This is a genomic window from Stenotrophomonas sp. T8 (genome assembly GCF_051853085.1).
Lineage (GTDB): Bacteria > Pseudomonadota > Gammaproteobacteria > Xanthomonadales > Xanthomonadaceae > Stenotrophomonas > Stenotrophomonas sepilia.
In genome coordinates this window covers 362,111-381,200 of record NZ_CP195329.1, presented here as the reverse complement: position 1 = coordinate 381,200, position 19,090 = coordinate 362,111, and the positions used below count along the sequence as shown (strand labels likewise).

The window sequence follows — 19,090 nt, the reverse complement described above, 5'->3', positions numbered from 1 at the left end:
CCACGCAGGGCGTGGATCTACTCGGGCGCATGCCAGATCCGCTGCCACATCGCGGCCAGCCGGCGACCTGCGTCGGCGCGCGCGGCCGGGCTGCTGTAATCCACTCGCACCTGCTCGGGCGTTATCGGCCGCCACTGCCCGTCGGCCTGCTCAGCCACCACGAAGTTGAAGGTGTAGTCCGGCTCCAGCCCCATGCGCAGGTCACTCAGCACCAGCCGGCCGTCCGCGACCTGTGCACGCATGAAACCGCGGTTGAACCATTGCAGCTGCTGCACCGCCGGGATGGCCCGCGCTTCGCGCAAGGCCTGCACGTTGGACGGATGGCCTTCGAACCGCATCGGCCCATGGTCGGCCACCAGTGAGCGATCACCCACCACGTAGCCATTGGGCGTCATCGCCACCACCCGCCACAGCAGGGTGTTGAACGGCATCGGCACCGAGAAGCGCGGCGCATCGCCCAGGCCCATCGCGGCCAGGCTCCGCTGCGCGGCCCGATCGACCTGCGCCTTGGCGATCAGCCCCCAGCCCAGGTAGCCACTGCTGAGCAGCAACGCCGCGCCCAGCACCTTGCCCGCCCAGGGCCGCGCACGACCGAACCAGGCCAGCACGCAGCCCAGCAGCAGCCACACCGTGTAGCCGGGGTCGATGATGAAGACGCTGGAGCCCATGGTTGGGTGTGGCCGCAGCGGCCACCACAACTGGGTACCGTAGACGGTGAACGCATCCAGCACGGGATGGGTAACCAGCGCCAGCTGGATCGCCCAGAACCAGCGCAGCGGTGACTGCGCGACGCGGCCGTTGCCGAAGCGCTTGAACAACCACCAGATCAGTGCGGCCACCCAGGGCAGCACCAGCAGCGAATGGCTGAAGCTGCGGTGTTCGGTCATGTTCGCCACCGGGTCGGCCGCAGTGAAGCCAAGCCACAGGGCGTCGAGGTCCGGCAAGGTGCCGAGCGCGGCACCGGCCAGCAGGGCCGCGCGGCGATGGCCGGGCGGAGCGATGGCAGCGGCGACGGCGCCGCCGAGTACGATCTGGGTCAATGAATCCATGGGCCGATGCTAGCGGCTTGCGCGCGGTGTATGTAGAGCCGAGCCCATGCTCGGCTGCTCTTCGTTGCGCGTAACGGCAGCCGAGCATGGACTCGGCTCTACAGCGGGACAGACGCGGGCTATGCCGCCTGCGACAACCGCGCGCCGGGCAGTTCCAGCAGAGTCTGGCCGCTATGGTCGAGCAGGCGCAGCGCGCCGTCGTGGTCTTCGGCCAGTGCGGTCAGGCTCTCCACCCAGTCGCCGTCATTGGCATAGACCAGGCCATCGCGTTCAATCAGCGCGGCGCGGTGGATATGCCCGCAGACGATGCCGTCCAGGCCGCGTCGGCGCACGTCGTCCAGCCCGGCCTGCACGAAACGCTCGATGTAGCGTTCAGCGGCGCCACTGCGCTTCTTCAGGAACTCCGACAGCGACCAGTAGCGCATGCCCAGCCGCCGCCGCACTGCATTCAAGGCCTGGTTGCCGGTGAGGATGCGGTAATACAGCCAGTCGCCGAATTTTTCCTGCAGGCCGCCGAAGTGGGTCACGCCGTCATACTCGTCGCCGTGCGCGACCAGCAGCCGGCGGCCATCGGCGGTCACGTGGATGGCGCGGCGGCGCACCTGCATCGCCGGCAGCATCAGACCGCAGACCTGGCGCAGCGAAGCGTCGTGGTTGCCCGGAATGTAGATGATCTCGGTGCCGGCACGGCGCAGCGCGTGCAGCGCCTGGATGACCTCGCTGTGCGACTGCCGCCAGGTGGCACGGCGGTGCGCCATCCACCACAGGTCGATGATGTCGCCCACCAGGTACAGCCGTTCGCAGCGCAGCTGCGAGAGGAATCGCGCCAGCTCGGTGGCATGGCAATGGCGCGAGCCCAGGTGCACATCGGAGACGAACACCGCGCGCCGGTTCGGCGACAGGTTCGCCAGCGTGCTCATGCCGGCGTCCCCGCGTCGCGCAGGTAACGTTTGCGCTTGTTCGGCCGGACCGCGCACAGGTCCACCTCGATCAAGCCGTCGATCGAATCGCTGAAGTCCGGGTCCACCCCGAAGGCGAGGAAGCGCGCGCCGCCCGGTTCGCACAGATCGGTGTACTGGCGATACAGCGTGGGTACGCCGGTACCGAGTGCAGCCAGGTTGGCCTTCAGCACGTCGAACGCGGCGCCTGCATCCAGCTCACCGAAACTGGGCGGTGCGGCGAAGTACTGGAACGGCCGGTTCGATTCGGCCATGCCGGCGGTGCCGCTGTAATAACGCTGGTAGTACGCCACCAGCTGCTCGCGCGCATCGCGCGGCAAGGCCGCACTGATCGACACCGCGCCGAACAGGTAGCGGATCCCCGGCCGGCACTGCAGGTAGGCACCGATGCCCTGCCACAGGTAGTCCAGGCTGCGGCTGCCCCAGTAATCGGGCACCACGAAGCTGCGGCCCAGTTCCAGGCCCTCGGCGATGTGGGTGATGGCATCGTCGGAATAGCGGAACAGCGACGCGCTGTAGAGCCCGGACAGGCCGTGCCGGGCCAACGCGTGGGCACCACGCATGATCCGGTACGCGCCAGCAATGCGCTGCGCGGCGGCGTCCCAGATCACGATGTGCTCGTACTGCGGGTCGTAGTTGTCGAGGTCACGGCTGCGGCCGGTGCCCTCACCCACCTGGCGGAAGGTCAGTTCGCGCAGGCGGCCCAGTTCCAGCAGCAGTGGCGAATCGGCAGTGCAGGTGGCCAGCAGGATCTGCTTGCCGTCGGCGGTCTGGCCCAGCTGGGTGGCAGCAGCGATGCCAGCGGCGACCTGCGAAGGTGGCACCGGGGCGGCCAGCGGCTCAGGGCCCGCGCAGGCAGCGGCATTGCCGGCCGCGCCATTGCGGCCCAGCGCATAGAGTGCGCGACGTACCGCCAGCAGTTGGGCACCCGGGTCGCCGCCGTCGCCCAGCCGCATCGGCTCGCCGATGCTCAGCCGCAGCGGGCGGCCACGACGGGTGAACATCTCGCGTGCCAGCAACGCGGTACCGGCCGGCTTGAACAGGGTCGAGGCGCCATAGAACAGCGCCGAGTTGCGCGCTTCCACCCTCACCGGCAGCACCGGCGCACCGGCCGCGCGGGCAAAACGGACGAATCCGCGCTGCCAGCGGCCATCGCGGATGCCGCGCAGCGACAGGCGCGAGACCTCGCCAGCCGGGAACACGATCACGCACTGCTCGGCGGCCAACGCCTGCTCCACCGCATGCAGGCTGCCGCGCTGCGCCTTGCCGCCCAGGATGCGCACCGGCAACAGCAGATCCTGCAGCGGCGCGATCGCCCCCAGCAGGTCGTTGGCCACGATCCGCACATCGCGGCGAATACGGCCGACTGCGTCCAGCAAGGCCAATGCGTCCAGCGCCCCGGAAGGGTGGTTGGCGACAATCAGCAGGCGGCCGGTGGCCGGAATCTTCGCCAGCGCGGCCGGATCCACCTGGTACTGGCCGCCGATGAACTCCAGGCCGGCGGCGACGAAACCGAAGCCGCGCAGGCCTGAGCTGCGCTGCAGGAAGGCTTCGATCTGGTCCAGGCGCGACCAGCGGCCGACGCTGCGCAGCAGCGGCCGTGCCAGCTGGCCACGGCGGCCATGGAACCAATCGGGGAAACGTTGCTGGAGACGCTGTTCGAGTTCCTGCATGGCGGATCCACTGATGCCCGGCGGCCGGATTGGCCGACAGCCTGCGCCCGGCAGGCGGCAGCCAGATGGCGGTTTCGGGGCAGAACGATGACGGCCGGCCCCCTTGACGGCCGGGTCGCGCCCTGCGCGGTCGGGGGTTGGGCAGCCCTGTCTGTTGTTGTCGCGCGGGTGGAACACTGGGCCTCGAGGCTGGCCCCCAATCCCGTCATGACGGCCCCTGCCGGGCCTACGCGGGCTTAACCACCGGCAACCGGTACCGGTTCACAATGCACAGGCGGCGCACCCCGTGTATCATGCGCGCCCATCTTTCCATCCGAATCAAGGGATATTACGCCTGATGTCCAGCTATCTCTTCACCTCCGAGTCGGTCTCCGAAGGCCATCCGGACAAGGTTGCCGACCAGATCTCCGATGCGGTGCTGGACGCGATCCTGACCCAGGACCAGCGCGCCCGCGTGGCCTGCGAGACCATGGTCAAGACCGGCGTTGCCATCGTGGCCGGTGAAATCACCACCAGCGCCTGGATCGACCTGGAAGCGCTGACCCGCAAGGTCATCACGGACATCGGTTACGACAGCTCCGACGTCGGCTTCGACGGCGCCACCTGCGGCGTGCTGAACCTGATCGGCAAGCAGTCGCCGCACATCGCCCAGGGCGTGGACCGCAAGAAGCCGGAAGAAATGGGCGCTGGCGACCAGGGCCTGATGTTCGGCTATGCCACCAACGAGACCGACAGCTACATGCCGGCCGCGATCCACCTGTCGCACCGCCTGGTCGAGCAGCAGGCCAAGATCCGCAAGAAGAAGAACTCGCCGCTGTCGTGGCTGCGCCCGGACGCCAAGAGCCAGGTCACCCTGCGCTATGAAAACGGCGTGGTCTCGGCCATCGACGCCGTGGTCCTGTCGACCCAGCACGCCCCGGGCATCAAGCAGAAGGACCTCATCGAGGCCGTCCGCGAAGAGATCATCAAGCCGGTGCTGCCGGCCAAGTGGCTGCACAAGGGCACCAAGTTCCACATCAACCCGACCGGCAAGTTCGAGATCGGCGGCCCGGTGGGCGACTGCGGCCTGACCGGCCGCAAGATCATCGTCGACACCTACGGCGGCTGGGCCCGTCACGGTGGTGGCGCGTTCTCCGGCAAGGACCCGTCCAAGGTCGACCGTTCGGCCGCCTACGCGGCCCGCTACGTCGCCAAGAACGTGGTTGCTGCCGGCCTGGCCGACCGTTGCGAAGTGCAGGTCTCCTACGCCATCGGCGTGGCTGAGCCGACCTCGATCTCGGTCACCACCTTCGGCACCGGCAAGATCAGCGACGACAAGATCGAGAAGCTGATCCGCAAGCACTTCGACCTGCGCCCGTACGGCATCATCAAGATGCTGGACCTGATCCACCCGATGTACCAGCAGACCGCGGCCTATGGCCACTTCGGCCGCAAGCCGAAGGAGTTCAGCTACCTCAACGGCGAAGGCGAGACCGTCAACGCCACGGCCTTCTCCTGGGAGAAGACCGACCGCGCCGCCGCCCTGCGCGCCGATGCGAAGCTGAAGTAAGCAACACGAAGGGCCGCTCACGCGGCCCTTCTGCTTCTGGTAGAGCCGGCCGCTGGCCGGCTTTTTCATGGCCTCCGGAAACAACCGCGTGGTTGCCGGCCAGCGGCCGGCACGACCGGTTGCCGATACAATCGCCGCATGTCGACCGAACTGAAAACCCACCAGCTGTCCATGACGGTGCTGATGTCGCCGGAGATGGCCAATTTCTCCGGCAAGGTCCATGGTGGCGCCATCCTGCGCCTGCTTGACCAGGTGGCCTACGCCTGCGCCAGCCGCTATGCCGGCAGCTACGTGGTCACCCTGTCGGTGGACCAGGTGATGTTCCGCCAGCCCATCGCGGTCGGCGAGCTGGTCACCTTCCTGGCCTCGGTGAACTACACCGGCACCTCATCGATGGAGATCGGCATCAAGGTGGTGGCCGAGGACATCCTCAAGCGCAGCGTGCGCCACGCCAACAGCTGCTTCTTCACGATGGTCGCAGTGGATGAAGAAGGCCGGCCGACGCCTGTCCCGCCCTTGCAGCCGGCAACGTCCGACGAAAAGCGCCGCCAGGCCGCAGCACAGATCCGCCGCCAGCTGCGCCAGGAAATGGAACAGCGCCACCTGGAACTGCTGGCGTCGAACCCGCCGTCGCCGGAGGAATGAGGTAGTGCCGGCCGCTGGCCGGCAACCTCGCGCGTGCTGCCAAACATCATGAGGTTGCCGGCCAGCGGCCGGCACTACCAACGCCAGGTCACCCTGTGTTCTGCACGCCCTGCGAAACGCCGTTCACGCACGCCACCAGCGCGCGCAGCAGATCGTCATCCTCGCGCCCGCTGGCCCGCCAGCGCTGCAGCAGATCCACCTGCAGCACGCTGATCGGATCGACGTAGGGATTGCGCAGGCGGATCGACAGCGCCAGCCGCGCGTCGTGGTCCAGCAGCGTCTTCTGGTCCATCAACGCCAGCAGCCAGCGCCGGGTGAGCTCCAGTTCGCGCTGCACCTGCGGGAAGAAGCGCCCGTGCAGTTCACCCGACAACAGCGAGAACTGCTGGGCGATGGTGATATCGCCCTTGGACAGCACCATCGCGATGTCGTCCAGGAAGGTACGGAAGAACGGCCAGTCCCGCGCCATATCGCGCAGGGTCTGTTCGTGGCCGGCATCGACCGCGGCCTGCAGGCCACTGCCCACGCCGTACCAGCCGGGAATCACCGCACGCGCCTGGCTCCAGGCGAACACCCAGGGAATCGCACGCAGGTTGCCCAGCGCTGCGTCCTGGCCGAGCCGGCGCGACGGCCGCGAACCCAGCGTCATCCGCTCGATCACGTCGATCGGCGTGGCGGTACGGAAGTAATCCATGAAACCGGGCTGGCCGACGAACGCGCGATACACCTCGCTGCTGGCCGCAGCCACCGCATCCATCACCGGCCGCCAGTCATCCTCGCGCGGCTCGGCGGCGCGCGGGCGCAGGCTGGCGCGCAGCACTGCACCGGTGGCCTGTTCCAGCGAGCGCAGGGCCAGCGCGCGGATGCCGTACTTGCGATGGATCACCTCGCCCTGCTCGGTCACCCGCAGGCGGCCATCGATGCTGCCGCGCGGCGACGCATCGACCGCATGCGTGGTCTTGCCACCGCCACGGCTGATCGAGCCGCCCCGGCCATGGAAGAAGGTCAATCGGATGCCGGCCTCGGCCGCCACCTCCAGCAGTTCCACCTGCGCGCGCTGCAGGCCCCAGCGCGAGGCGGCGATGCCGCCGTCCTTGCTGCTGTCCGAATAGCCCAGCATCACCATCTGCACGTCGTCGCGTGCCTGCAGGTGCGCGCGGTACACCGGATCCTCCAGCAGGTCGCGCAGCGTGGCGGTACCGCGCTTGAGGTCGTCCACAGTTTCAAACAGCGGCGCGATATCGAGCGGCACGCCGCCATCGGCATCGACCAGGCCACCACGCCGCGCCAGCGCCAGCACCGCCAGCACGTCGCTGCGGTCGTGCGCCATCGAGATGATGTAACTGCCCAGTGCATCGCCGCCATGCCGCGCACGGGCATCGGCCAATGCAGCGAACACGGCGTCGAGCCGCCGGTTGCCGTCGTCGTCGCCTTCCGGCAACGGCACCTCACCGCTGGCATGCGGTGCCAGCAGGCGCGCGCGGCCCAATGCATCCAGGCCGTCCCACGCTGCGTCGCCGCCCAGCACCGCCGCCAGCGCGCGCGCATGCACGCTCGATTCCTGGCGCACGTCCAACCGCGCCAGATGGAAGCCGAACGTCTTCACCCGCCACAACAGCCGCTGCACGGCGAAGCCACCGGCATGCTCGCCGCGGTTCGCGCGCAGGCTGTCGAGGATCAGCTGCAGGTCGTCGATCAGTTCATCCGGGCCGGCGTAAGCGCCCTCGCCCTCTTCCAGCGTGGCCTGCAGGCGCGCGCGCATGCGATCGTTGAGCAGGCGGTAGGGCATGTCGGCATGGCGCGGGCGCGACTGTACCTGCGGCAGCAGCTGCTGGTAGTGCGCCACGCGCGCCTGCAGCGCATCGCTCACGCCCACCCGCTCGGTGGACTGGCTGAGCAGGCTGGCCAGCTGCAGCAGTTCCTTCTGGTAGCGCGCCAGTACCGCCTGCCGCTGCGCATCCAGCGTACTGCAGATGGTGTGGGCATCCACGTTCGGGTTGCCGTCCATGTCCCCGCCCACCCACGTACCGAAGCGCAGCAGGCGCGGCAGTGGCAGCTCTTCACCATAGGTATCGCGCAGCGCCTGCTGCAGCGATTCGTACAGCACCGGAATCACGCGGTACAGCACCTGCACCAGATAGAAGCCGACGTGCTCGCGCTCGTCATCGACAGTGGGCCGCACCGGCGAAGAGTCAGTGGTCTGCCACGACGCGGTCAGCGCCATGCGGAAGCGCGCAGCATCGGCGGCCGCTTCCCCCGGCGTGCGCTGGCCGTCGAGGTTGTCGACCAGGCTGGCCGCCATCAGCTGCTCTTTCTCCAGCAGCGCGCGGCGCACCGCTTCGGTCGGGTGCGCGGTAAACACCGGTTCGATATCGATGCGCGGCAGCCATTGCGCCAGCTCGTCCAGCGTCACGCCCTGCGCCTTCAGCTGCTGCAGCGCATCCTGCAGGCCGTCAGGCTGCGCCCCTGCGGTACCGGCACGCTGGTAGTCACGGCGGCGGCGGATGCGATGCACGCGCTCGGCAATGTTGACCACCTGGAAGTAGGTGCTGAAGGCCCGCACCATGGTCTCGGCCTGCTGCGGCGTGCGCCCGGCCAGCCCTTCGGCCAGCTCCGACAGCGGTGCCTGGTTCTCGCGGCGGGCGATGGCGCGGGTGCGCACGTCCTCGACCTCGTCGAGGAAGGCCGCCGATACCTGCTCGACCAGAAGGTCACCGACCAGTGCGCCGAGCCGGCGCACGTCATCGCGAAGCGGAAGATCGGGAGAAGCAAACTCGATGCTGCTGCGGTACTCGTTCATCGGCGACGCACAGGCCTCGGTCAACGGATCCAGACCCCAAGCCTAAACCAGAACGGGCAGCGTGCTGCGACGCAAAAATGGTTTCATCTGCACGTATCCATGACGCACGCAGCCGAGCATGAGCTCGGCTCTACAAGCGTCGTGGCGCGTGACACCGTGTAGCGCCCGAGCCCATGCTCGGGCGGCGCCGCAGCCGCACAGGCGGCCCCTGTTACAGGGGCCGCCCTCATGCAGGTATCAGCGCTTCTTCTTCGCCTTGCCCTGCTCGGCCGGGCCGATGGTCTGCTCCAGCCAGCGCTCGCTCTCGGCCAGCATGGTCATGATCGATTCGCGTGCGCGGTAGGCATGCGATTCGTTGGGCAGCATCACCAGCCGCGCGGTGCCACCCAGGCCCTTCACCGCGGCGAACATGCGCTCGCTCTGGATCGGGAACGTGCCGGAGTTGTTGTCGTCCACGCCGTGGATGAACAGGATCGGATCCTTGATCCTGTCGGCGTAATTGAACGGCGCCATCTTCTGGTAGACGTCCTGCGCCTGCCAGTAGTTGCGTTCCTCGGCCTGGAAACCGAACGGGGTGAGCGTGCGGTTGTAGGCACCGCTGCGCGCGATGCCGGCCTTGAACAGGCGGGTGTGCGCCAGCAGGTTGGCGGTCATGAACGCACCGTAGGAATGGCCGCCGATGGCGATGTGCTCGCGATCGGTCACACCACGCCGCACCACTTCATCCACTGCCGCCTGCGCATTGGCCACCAGCTGTTCGATATAGGTGTCGTTGGGTTCCTTGTCGCCCTCACCGATGATTGGCATCGACGGGCTGGCCAGCACCACATAGCCCTTGGCCAGGAACGCCTGCGGGCCCCAGTAGCTGACCGCATTGAAGCGATACGGCGAATCGGTCACCTGGCTGGCCGCGGCCGCGCTCTTGAACTCGCCCGGGTAGGCCCACATCAGCAGCGGGCGCGGGCCGTCGCGCTTGGGGTCGTAGCCCGGCGGCAGCAGCAGGGTCGCGGTCAGGTCGACCCCATCCTTGCGCTTGTAGCGGATCTGCTCCTTCTGCACGCCCTTCAGCTGCGGCAGCGGATGGGCGAAACGGGTCAGCGCGCGCGGTGCGGCACCGGCATCGGCCAGCGACTGCACGTAGAAGTTGGCCGGTTCGTCCGGGCTCTCGCGGCTCAGCAGCAGCGAACTGCCCTGGTTGTCCAGCAATGCCACCGGCAGCGAATAGCTCGGCGCCTGCGAATGGAACAGACGCGTCGCCTTGCCCGTGGCGATGTCGAAGCGGTCCACGAACGGGCGGTCGCCCTCCGGCGAAGCACCGGCGCCGGCCAGGTACAGGCTGCTGCCATCCGGGCTGGTCTGCAGCAGCGAGCGACCACGTTCATCGCTGGCCAGCAGCGGCCGCCCCGGATCGGCGTAACGGTCCTGCGCGTCACGATCCCACAGCAGGCGCGGCTCGACACCGGCGTTGTCCGGGGCGATCAGCCAAGTCTTGGTCCTGCGGGTCTTCCACCACGACTCGGTCAGCAGGGCCAGGTCGCCACGGCCCCAGTTGATGCCGCTCAGGCGGCTGCCAAGCTGGGCCAGGGTGACCGGCGGCTTGTCGAACGGCGCGGCCTGCATCAGCACCGCATCGCGCACCTTGGCCTCCTGGTTCGGATCACCACCGTCCTGCGCTTCGGCCCAGACCAGGGTGGCATCGGCATCACCGCGCCAGCTGATGTCGCGCACGCCGGTCACTTCGGCATCATTGCCGGTCGGCAGGCCTTCCACCAGCGGGCGCACCGCCACGGTATGCACCAGCTTGCCGGTGGCCCGGTCGATTACTTCAATGCGGCGCGGAAAACTGCTTACCGGCACCACGTAGGAGTACGGACGCTGCACCGGCTGGCGCAGCACGAAGCGGCCGTCAGGCGACACCGAGAAGCCCATGAAGATGCCGGCCGCACCGATCGCGCGGGTACTGCCATCCAGGCCGACTTCCATCGGCTGGGTAGTAGCGTAGTAATCGAACTGGCGAGCGTCGGCTTCGTTCTTCAGCAGGTCCTGATAGGTACGGATCGACACCACGCCGCCGCCCTGGCTGGTCTGCTGCACGGCAGGGCCGGTCGGGACGCCGTCGGCGGCCGGGGCTGGCCCCAGGTTGGCCGGGCGGGCGAACACCACCAGCCCGCGGCTGTCCGGCAGCCACTGGTAGCCGCTACCGATCACCGTGTTCAGGCCGGCAACCAGGCGACGGGCACTGCCACCGGCCACATCCACCAGCCACAGTTCATTGGCGCCACTGGCGGCATCGACCTGGTTGAACGCCAGCCACTTCTGGTCCGGCGACCACATCACACTGGCGATCGACAGCGTGGCCGGCAGGCCACTGATCTGCCGCTCCTTGCCATCGGCCACGTTCATCAGCCACAGCTTCTCGCCGAAGCTGAAGCGGCTGTCGGAGAACGTGCGCGGGTTGATGCGCAGGCCGGCCAGCTTCAGTTCCGGCTGCGCCACCACCTGGATCGACGGCAGCGACGGCATCTGCATCATCGCGGCCACGTCGCGGCGCGGCGACAGGAACAGCGACGGCGCGCGCGGGGCATCGACCACTGCCTGCAGTGCGGCCGATGGCAGTTCGTAGCCGTTGACACCCTGCGCCTGCGCGGCAACGGGCTGCGAAGCGGCCGCCCAGGCCAGCGGGGCCACCGCCAGCAGCCCCATCGACAGGACCAGGCCGGTCCAGCGCCGTGTGCGGCGCGCGTGCATGCTCATCGTTCCACCTGTGTGATGCGTGAAAACACCGACCTTAACAGGCCGTGCACGTGGCCCCATCTGCCGATGGTTGGGTCATGCCGATGTCACGCTGGGGCCGCGATATAATGGGGGTTCTCCCCTGCCGAGGGGCGCTGCGACCGGATCCCACGAGGCCCGGCCAGGCTCGGTAAGGTGGCTTTGTAACAACGGCGCCCGGCTAGATGCGAGCATCCGCTCGCCCACAACCGGAGCACACGAATGAACGCTGTTGCCAAGACCTTCTCCACCGAAGGTGATTACAAGATCCGCGATATCACGCTGGCCGACTGGGGCCGCAAGGAACTGGACATCGCCGAGCACGAAATGCCGGGCCTGATGTCGATCCGCCGCAAGTACCAGGCCGAACTGCCGCTGAAGGGCGTGCGCGTGACCGGCTCGCTGCACATGACCATCCAGACCGCGGTGCTGATCGAGACCCTGAAGGACATCGGCGCCGATGTGCGCTGGGCCTCGTGCAACATCTTCTCGACCCAGGACCACGCGGCTGCCGCCATCGCCGCCACCGGCACCCCGGTGTTCGCCTGGAAGGGCGAGACCCTGGAAGAGTACTGGGACTGCACCCTGGACGCGCTGACCTTCACCCTGGCCGACGGCACCCTGACCGGCCCGGAACTGGTGGTCGACGACGGCGGTGACGTGACCCTGCTGATCCACAAGGGCTACGAACTGGAAAACGGCAGCGACTGGGTCAACACCCCCTCTGCCTCGCACGAAGAACAGGTCATCAAGAACCTGCTCAAGCGCGTGGCCAAGGAGCGCCCGGGTTACTGGGGCCGCGTGGTGAAGGACTGGAAGGGCGTCTCCGAAGAGACCACCACCGGTGTGCACCGCCTGTACCAGCTGGCGCAGGCCGGCACCCTGCTGATCCCGGCGATCAACGTCAACGACTCGGTCACCAAGAGCAAGTTCGACAACCTGTACGGCTGCCGCGAGTCGCTGGCCGACGGCCTGAAGCGCGCGATGGACGTGATGCTGGCCGGCAAGGTGGCCGTGGTCTGCGGCTACGGCGACGTCGGCAAGGGCTGCGCGGCCTCGCTGCGTGCCTACGGCGCGCGCGTGATCGTCACCGAGATCGACCCGATCTGCGCGCTGCAGGCGGCGATGGAAGGCTATGAAGTCAACACCATCGAGTCGACCCTGGGCCGTGCCGACCTGTATGTCACCACCACCGGCAACCGCGACATCATCCGCATCGAGCACCTGAGCGCGATGAAGGACCAGGCCATCGTCTGCAACATCGGCCACTTCGACAACGAGATCCAGGTCGATGCACTGGTGTCCTACCCGGGCATCAAGCATGTCAACATCAAGCCGCAGGTGGACAAGTACATCTTCCCGAACGGCAACGCGATCTTCCTGCTGGCCGAAGGCCGCCTGGTGAACCTGGGCTGCGCCACCGGCCACCCGAGCTTCGTGATGTCCAACAGCTTCGCCAACCAGACCCTGGCACAGATCGACCTGTGGGCGAACAAGGACAGCTACGAGAAGAAGGTCTACCTGCTGCCGAAGAAGCTGGACGAAGAAGTGGCCCGCCTGCACCTGGAAAAGATCGGCGTGAAGCTGACCACCCTGAGCCAGGAACAGGCCGACTACATCGGCGTGCCGGTGGAAGGCCCGTTCAAGCCGGACCACTACCGCTACTGATGCCTGCGGGGTACCGGCCAGCGGCCGGCACTACCGGCGTACGCGGGGTCGGATCCCTTTCCGCATGAAAGGGCTCTGACCCCGGCAACGGATGCAGACAGGACGGGCGCCTTCGGGCGCCCGTTCTGCGTTGCGGCACCCGGCAACCGATCCGCGCACCCTGTCACGGAGCACTAAGAAGCCGCTTGCTAGGCTTTACGCCCGCGTGGGCTGCCAACGGCAGGCCATGCGCCGGGACGCAGACACCAAAGGACAGGACATGCCGCGCAACCGTGAACGACTGAACCGGGCCATGAAGCCCCTGATGCCCCTGTGCTGGGTGGCCCTGCTGGCCGCCTGCACCCCACCTGCCGGCGAAGCCGGCGCTACGGCTCCGGCTGCGGCCAGCGGACAGGCCAGCCCCGCAGGCAAGGCCGCCGACGCGCCCGCCACGGTCGCCGACACGAGCGCTGGCTGCGCCGATGCAGCGTCGCCGGCACAGACCCTGGTCTGCAAGGACCCGACCCTGACCGGCCTGGATGCGGACGTGGGCAAGGCGGTCACTGCCGCACAGGCCACGCTCGATGCAGCAGGGCAGAGCAAGCTGCACGCCGAACAGCAGCGCTGGCAGGAGCACACCCGCGACCTGTGCACCGATGCACAGTGCCTGCAGCAGGTGTACGCCGATCGCCTCAAGGTGCTGTCCGCCACGCGTGACGGCCTGGTCGACCAGGATGCATGCGAAGCCCCTGACGGCCAGCAGCAATGCGTGGACCTGCTGGTGCTGCGCGATCCCAACAGCCAGCTGGCGAACTTCAACACGCTGCTGGGTGAGAACGGCCAGGAAGGCCGCCTGCTGGGCTGCACGGCCGCCACGAACATGGGCGGCGGCCCCAACGCCCTGCTCGCAGCCAACTGCACCCAGGAAACCTCCGCCGGCAGGCGCAACGTGCAGCTGTGCAGCAACCAGATGGTTGGCCAGTTCGCCCTCGAACCGGCGCCGGCTGCTTACGGCACCCAGGCCATCCGCCAGCTGCTCGGCTTCACCCAGCAGCACTGCGGCGGCTGACAATCGCCGGGCACGCCCGGCGCTTTACCCTCATTGAAGGACGATGACCATGGCAACGGATTCCACCCTTACGCGCGAACAGCTGTCCACGCTGTTCCTCAACACCGAGCTGGGCGGCAACACCCGCCACCTGGACCACTTCTCATACGCACAGAAAGGCGCAAGCACCTATTCGTTCGGGCTGGTGCAGTTCGATGTCGGCGGCAATCCGCAGGCCAGGCGCTTCCTGCGCGACAACGGCTTCACCGATGGTGACATCGCACTGTTGTCCCAGCAGGGCGGATTGAGCACCCAGCAGCTGGCGGCGCTCGACGCCAAGTTGCAGGCCATTCCGCAGGCCAGGATGGACGAGCTCACCAACGCCAAGCTGGACAGCGCCATCGAGCGTGTCGATCAGGCCATCGCCAAGGTACGTGCAACCAATCCGGCCGCGGCCGATGCCATCGCCGCCAACCCGGAGTTGCAGCTGGCCATGGCGGACTATGACAACCAGTTCGGCAGCATGGGCCCGCAGTTCATCAGCTATCTGGCCGGCAATGCGGAAACGCTGCAGGGCGGCACCGTCCAGGCTGGCAATCCGCCGACGCGCGGCGACGTGCAGAACTTCGTCGATGCCACCAAGTACGGCATCCAGTCGCAGGCCGCCGTAGCCAGCCGCGATGAGCGCTTCGACCGGGCCATGGTCCAGATCGGCATCACCCCCACCCATGCTCCCTCGCACGGGTCACCGGGCACGCCTGCGGGCAACGGCGTGCTGGTCAACGGCAGCAAGGGCGATGAGGTGCAGGCCATGCAGCAGAAGCTGTCCGACCTGGGCTACCTGGGCAAGGACGGCAAGCCGCTGGTGGCCGATGGCGATTTCGGCCCCGGCACCGTGGAAGCGGTCAAGCAGTTCCAGCGGGATCACCACCTCACCGTAGACGGCAAGGCTGGCGGCGCGACCCTGGGGGCGCTGGAGGTGGCCACGCAGCAGCGTGCACAGGCGGCCGAGCCGACCATGGCCACCCCGGGCCACGCCGACAACCCGCGTTACCAGCAGGTCGTGGAAAAGCTGGAAGCACTGGAAGAACAGCGGCGCCAGGGCGGCCTGTCGCCGCTGTTCAATGACCGCAGCCAGCTCGAGAACGCCGCAGGCCAGGTGGCTTACGAGTCAAAGTTGGCCGGCATGAGCCAGGTCGATACCGTGCTGGCGCGGCCGGACAACCAGGGCGTGTTCGCGGTGCAGGGCCAGCTCGGCGATCCCGCCATGCACCGCACCTACGTCGACCTGTCGCAGGCGGTGAACCAGAACCTGCAGGACAGCACGCGGCAGAGCCAGGCGCTGGACAACGAGCTGTCACAGCGGCAGACCCAGGAACAGATACAGACGCAGCAATCGATGTCGCGCTGATCCCGCGTCGCCGGGCTGGATCTACATGCGCTGCCGGTCGTCGTGCAGCGCACGCTGGCACCGTGCGGCGAAGTCGCGCCGCCAGGCCTCCAGATCGAAGCCTTCGCGCTGCTGGAAGGAAACAGTCTCGCTGCTCAACACGTAGCAGCGGTTCTGGCTCATGCGCAGTGCCGCCAGCGTATCTCCCGCATCCCAGCACTGATCGATGCACGCCTGCATCCGCGCATGGTCCGCGTTGGTCTTGGCGCCGCCGAAGGCGAACCCCATCTGCTGCGCCATTGCCAGCACAGGATCGCCGGCGGCATCGGTGGCCCGCAGCATGCGCAGCACGCCAGGCTCGGGAATGCCGAAAGCCCAGTTGGCCAGGATCGCCGCACGTGCCGCCGCCACGGCCGCCGCGTGCTGGCCCCGGCGCATCTGCTGCCCTGCCAGCATGGCCCACGCGCGCGGCAGTTCCGGAAAGCGCCTGCAGGCATCCTCCAGCAACGCGATTGCCTGGGCCGGTTCGGCAGCCTGTACATGCCGCTGCGCACGCTCGATCAAGGGCAACGGCGATCCCGCATCCGGTACCGCGTGCTCACGCGGCTCGCAGCCGTCATCGTCGTCCTGTTCCGCGCCACCGGCATCCAGCCATTGCGCGAAGACATCCAGCGAGGAATGGCGGAAGACCATCCGCCCCTCGTCATGGAACATTTCGCAGACCACGGGCGGCTCAGCCTCCCGAGCCAGCGGCCAGTACAGACCGAACTGATCACCGTTGCCCAGTGCACCTTCGGCGATCGGCCAGAAGCCCTGCGGTGGGTACGGGCCCGCGCACGGTTCGCTATCCAGAGTCAGGCCATGAAGCAGGGGCGGTGCGCGCATGATGAGAGTCCAGACGGTGTACAGCGCGCATTATCGCAGGGGCCCACCAGTAGCCTCGGTCAAGGCAGGTTATTCCCTGCGCGCTACGATGCGCGCATGACCCCCGCCATCCATCTGCTCAAGCGCGAGAACATCGCCCACAGCGTGCGCAGCTACGTGCACGATGCCCATGCCGCCTCCTATGGTGGCGAAGCCGTGGAAAAGCTCGGCCTGGACCCGGCACAGGTGTTCAAGACCCTGCTGGCCAGTACCGACACCCACGAACTGCTGGTGGCCATCGTGCCGGTCGCCGGCCAGCTGGACCTGAAGGCGCTGGCCGAAGCTGCCCGCTGCAGGAAATGCGAGATGGCCGCCGCTGACGCCGCACAGCGTGCGACCGGCTATCTGGTCGGTGGCATCAGCCCGCTGGGCCAGAAAAAGCGCCTTCGCACCTTTCTTGATTCCAGTGCGGAATCCCTGCACACGCTGCATGTCAGCGCCGGCCGTCGTGGCCTGGAAGTGGAACTGGCACCGGGCGATCTGCTGCAGCTCACCGGCGGACACTTCGCCGCCATCGGCAAGGCGCGCTGATGCGCTGGCCCTGGTCTGCGGCGCCAGCCCCCATGCTCAACAATGCCCACGCCCAGGCGCTGCTGCAGGACCTGCTGTCAGGCGACGGCGGGCGCATCACCGACGCCGCGCGTACGCTCGCCCGGCTGTTCGATGCGGCGCCGCTGGACGCGCTGGCACCGCACGTGACGTTGATCGAGCAGCGCAGCGCAGGCATAGCGCTGGGCGGCATGCTGGTCAGCAACCAGGCGCACCTGAAGGCGGCGCTGCAGCGGCTGCGTTTCTGGCGCGCGGGCAGCGGCTGCCTGTGTGCGCTCAACCCCGGCTACCCGTTCTTCGACCCCCGTCGGCTGATCGAACACGGGCAGATGCAGCTGCTGTCGCTCGACGCAGCGGAGGATGGCTGGGGCAACTGCCATAGCGTCGCCTGCACCCGCTGCGGCCAACACTGGCAGGCGATCGACCGCGAGTATCACTACCCCTGGTGGGAGTGGAAAACCGTCGAACGATGAAGCAGCCACGCATGGCGTGGCTCTACTGGCCTGTCCTTCCCCTACGGCCGCCAATTGGCGTTGTTCTCCCAGAATTCCACCGCACGCCGGTACGCCTCGCGGTCCAGCGGCACGCCGGAGCCGCCCTCTTCCACGCCCAGCGCATTGCGCATCATCGTGATCGGGGCCATCGGCACCTCGTCCGGCTCAGCGGTGTAGATGCAGCCGACGATGCCCCAATCAGCCTCGATCGGCGAGCCTTCCTTCGCAAGCTGCTCCGCGCTGTACAGGATGACGACCAGATAGTTGGCGCGCGGCGATTCCACGCCTTCGAACCAGCGCACCAGTACCGGCAGTTCCTCCCGGTTGCGCGCCTCGTAACCACTGCGCAGCAGATGGCGGTTGGCCTCGGTGATCGGCACCGTCAGGCACCGGGTGCTGGTCCAGTTCTCATAGACGAACAGTTTGCAGAAGGGGGCATAACCTTGCAGGACCTTCATCGGTTCATGGGCATTGAGGTACGCCTCGAACTGTTCGGCAGTGCAGTCCTGGATGGTGTTGCCGCGCGGCATGCGCGGGAACAGGCGGGGACGGGCGAAATCGGTAAGAACGATGGACATGGTGTGGCGCGATCTAGGAATCCGCCGCACAGGGTAACCGCTGGCAGCACCTGCACGGCCTTACGCTCGCGGCGCCTGCACACAGAATCACTGAACATCCATCTTGATGAAGCGATATACTGATCCCCACCCGCCGCCGCCGCCCGTGCCATGACTGCCATCAGCTTCGAGTTCTATCCGCCCAAGACCGACGAACAGCGCAGCCAGCTGGATCGTGCCGCAGCCAAGCTGAAGGACTACGGTCCCGAGTACGTGTCCTGTACCTTCGGCGCTGGTGGCTCGACCCTGAGCTATACCTCCGAGACCGTGCGCCACCTCAACCAGCACCATGGCTTCGAGGCCGCACCGCACCTGTCCTGTGTCGGCGGCACCCGCCAGGAAATCCGCGAACTGCTCAAGCTGTACCGCGCCATCGGCTGCCATCGCCTGGTGGCGCTGCGCGGCGACCTGCCCTCCGGCATGGGGTTTCCCGGCGACATGCGCTACGCCGCCGAGCTGATCGAGTTCATCCGCGCCGAACATGGCGATGCGTTCCGCATCGAAGTGGGCGCCTACCCTGAGACCCATCCACAGGCCTCCGATGCACTGGCCGACCTCAAGCACTTCAAGGCCAAGATCGATGCCGGCGCGGACGCGGCGATCACCCAGTATTTCTACAACCCGGATGCGTACTTCCACTTCGTCGATGCCGTGCGCCGGCTCGGCGTGCAGGTACCCATCACGCCAGGCATCATGCCGATCGCCAACTTCAGCCAGCTGCGCCGTTTCTCCGAGCAGTGCGGTGCGGAAATCCCGCGCTGGATCAGCCGCAAGATGCAGGCCTATGGCGATGACGCCGAATCGGTGCGGGCGTTCGGTACCGAAGTGGTGGCCAGGCTGTGCCAGCGCCTGGTCGAGGGCGGCGCGCCGGGCCTGCACTTCTACACCCTGAACCTGGCCAGGCCGACCACGTCGGTGCTGAAGCTGCTGCAGGGCTGAAAGCACGCCATGCCACCACGATCGGCGCTACCCTG

15 protein-coding genes and 1 riboswitch are annotated in these 19,090 nt (G+C 67.5%); of the genes, 8 read left to right on the top strand and 7 right to left on the bottom strand.

Annotation, left to right across the window (positions count from 1 at the left end):
- Window positions 1–17: 17 nt before the first annotated feature.
- The 3 genes from ACSDHM_RS01670 to ACSDHM_RS01660 all read right to left on the bottom strand — a co-directional run bounded on the left by ACSDHM_RS01670 (window position 18) and on the right by ACSDHM_RS01660 (window position 3,681).
- Window positions 18–1,049, bottom strand: coding sequence for a metal-dependent hydrolase (locus tag ACSDHM_RS01670; protein ID WP_151355081.1), 1,032 nt, complete (start codon window positions 1,047–1,049; stop codon window positions 18–20).
- Between the two features lie 119 nt (window positions 1,050–1,168).
- Window positions 1,169–1,969, bottom strand: a complete 801-nt coding sequence (locus tag ACSDHM_RS01665; protein ID WP_088497858.1) for a UDP-2,3-diacylglucosamine diphosphatase — start codon at window positions 1,967–1,969, stop codon at window positions 1,169–1,171.
- Window positions 1,966–3,681: a lysophospholipid acyltransferase family protein gene (locus ACSDHM_RS01660; protein ID WP_111007862.1), complete on the bottom strand. Its 1,716-nt coding sequence runs from the start codon at window positions 3,679–3,681 to the stop codon at window positions 1,966–1,968. Before ACSDHM_RS01660 ends, ACSDHM_RS01665 begins: the two co-directional genes overlap by 4 nt.
- A 337-nt stretch (window positions 3,682–4,018) precedes the next feature.
- Between ACSDHM_RS01660 and metK the strand changes: the two genes are divergently transcribed.
- Both metK and ACSDHM_RS01650 read left to right on the top strand, forming a co-directional pair.
- Window positions 4,019–5,230 carry a methionine adenosyltransferase gene (metK, locus tag ACSDHM_RS01655; RefSeq protein ID WP_005408103.1) on the top strand — a complete coding sequence of 404 codons (1,212 nt, stop codon included), beginning with the start codon at window positions 4,019–4,021 and terminating at the stop codon, window positions 5,228–5,230.
- Window positions 5,231–5,368: 138 nt separating this feature from the next.
- Complete coding sequence (locus tag ACSDHM_RS01650) at window positions 5,369–5,875, top strand: acyl-CoA thioesterase (protein WP_005415314.1); 507 nt, start codon at window positions 5,369–5,371, stop codon at window positions 5,873–5,875.
- An 88-nt stretch (window positions 5,876–5,963) separates the two neighbouring features.
- Here the strand turns inward: ACSDHM_RS01650 and ppc are convergent, their stop codons facing one another.
- Both ppc and ACSDHM_RS01640 read right to left on the bottom strand, forming a co-directional pair.
- Window positions 5,964–8,675: a phosphoenolpyruvate carboxylase gene (gene ppc, locus ACSDHM_RS01645; protein ID WP_439426963.1), complete on the bottom strand. Its 2,712-nt coding sequence runs from the start codon at window positions 8,673–8,675 to the stop codon at window positions 5,964–5,966.
- A 237-nt stretch (window positions 8,676–8,912) separates the two neighbouring features.
- Complete coding sequence (locus ACSDHM_RS01640; protein ID WP_439426595.1) at window positions 8,913–11,429, bottom strand: S9 family peptidase; 2,517 nt, start codon at window positions 11,427–11,429, stop codon at window positions 8,913–8,915.
- Window positions 11,430–11,549: 120 nt separating this feature from the next.
- A riboswitch (S-adenosyl-L-homocysteine riboswitch) is annotated at window positions 11,550–11,633 on the top strand.
- A gap of 36 nt (window positions 11,634–11,669) precedes the next feature.
- On the opposite strand from ACSDHM_RS01640, the gene ahcY reads away from it, so the two are divergent.
- From ahcY to ACSDHM_RS01625, 3 genes are all read left to right on the top strand, one after another.
- A complete protein-coding gene (gene ahcY, locus ACSDHM_RS01635) occupies window positions 11,670–13,115 on the top strand; it encodes an adenosylhomocysteinase (RefSeq protein WP_072167863.1) in 1,446 nt (481 codons plus the stop codon).
- Between the two features lie 292 nt (window positions 13,116–13,407).
- Window positions 13,408–14,163: a lysozyme inhibitor LprI family protein gene (locus tag ACSDHM_RS01630; protein WP_439426594.1), complete on the top strand. Its 756-nt coding sequence runs from the start codon at window positions 13,408–13,410 to the stop codon at window positions 14,161–14,163.
- A 49-nt stretch (window positions 14,164–14,212) separates the two neighbouring features.
- On the top strand, window positions 14,213–15,553 hold the full coding sequence (locus ACSDHM_RS01625; protein WP_439426593.1) for an XVIPCD domain-containing protein: 1,341 nt from the start codon (window positions 14,213–14,215) through the stop codon (window positions 15,551–15,553).
- A gap of 21 nt (window positions 15,554–15,574) precedes the next feature.
- Here ACSDHM_RS01625 and ACSDHM_RS01620 read toward each other — a convergent pair whose 3' ends face one another.
- Window positions 15,575–16,417 (bottom strand): tetratricopeptide repeat protein, encoded by an 843-nt coding sequence (locus tag ACSDHM_RS01620; protein ID WP_151354735.1) that lies wholly within the window; start codon window positions 16,415–16,417, stop codon window positions 15,575–15,577.
- Between the two features lie 96 nt (window positions 16,418–16,513).
- Between ACSDHM_RS01620 and ybaK the strand changes: the two genes are divergently transcribed.
- Both ybaK and ACSDHM_RS01610 read left to right on the top strand, forming a co-directional pair.
- Complete coding sequence (ybaK, locus tag ACSDHM_RS01615; RefSeq protein WP_151354734.1) at window positions 16,514–16,987, top strand: Cys-tRNA(Pro) deacylase; 474 nt, start codon at window positions 16,514–16,516, stop codon at window positions 16,985–16,987.
- Window positions 16,987–17,478 carry a hypothetical protein gene (locus ACSDHM_RS01610; protein ID WP_151354733.1) on the top strand — a complete coding sequence of 164 codons (492 nt, stop codon included), beginning with the start codon at window positions 16,987–16,989 and terminating at the stop codon, window positions 17,476–17,478. Before ybaK ends, ACSDHM_RS01610 begins: the two co-directional genes overlap by 1 nt.
- A gap of 41 nt (window positions 17,479–17,519) precedes the next feature.
- On the opposite strand, the gene ACSDHM_RS01605 is transcribed toward ACSDHM_RS01610, so the two are convergent.
- Entirely contained in the window at window positions 17,520–18,077 is a 558-nt protein-coding gene (locus ACSDHM_RS01605; RefSeq protein ID WP_072167858.1) for a DUF3228 family protein, read from the bottom strand.
- A 150-nt stretch (window positions 18,078–18,227) separates the two neighbouring features.
- On the opposite strand from ACSDHM_RS01605, the gene metF reads away from it, so the two are divergent.
- Window positions 18,228–19,055, top strand: a complete 828-nt coding sequence (metF, locus tag ACSDHM_RS01600) for a methylenetetrahydrofolate reductase [NAD(P)H] (protein ID WP_072167857.1) — start codon at window positions 18,228–18,230, stop codon at window positions 19,053–19,055.
- Window positions 19,056–19,090: the final 35 nt, after the last annotated feature.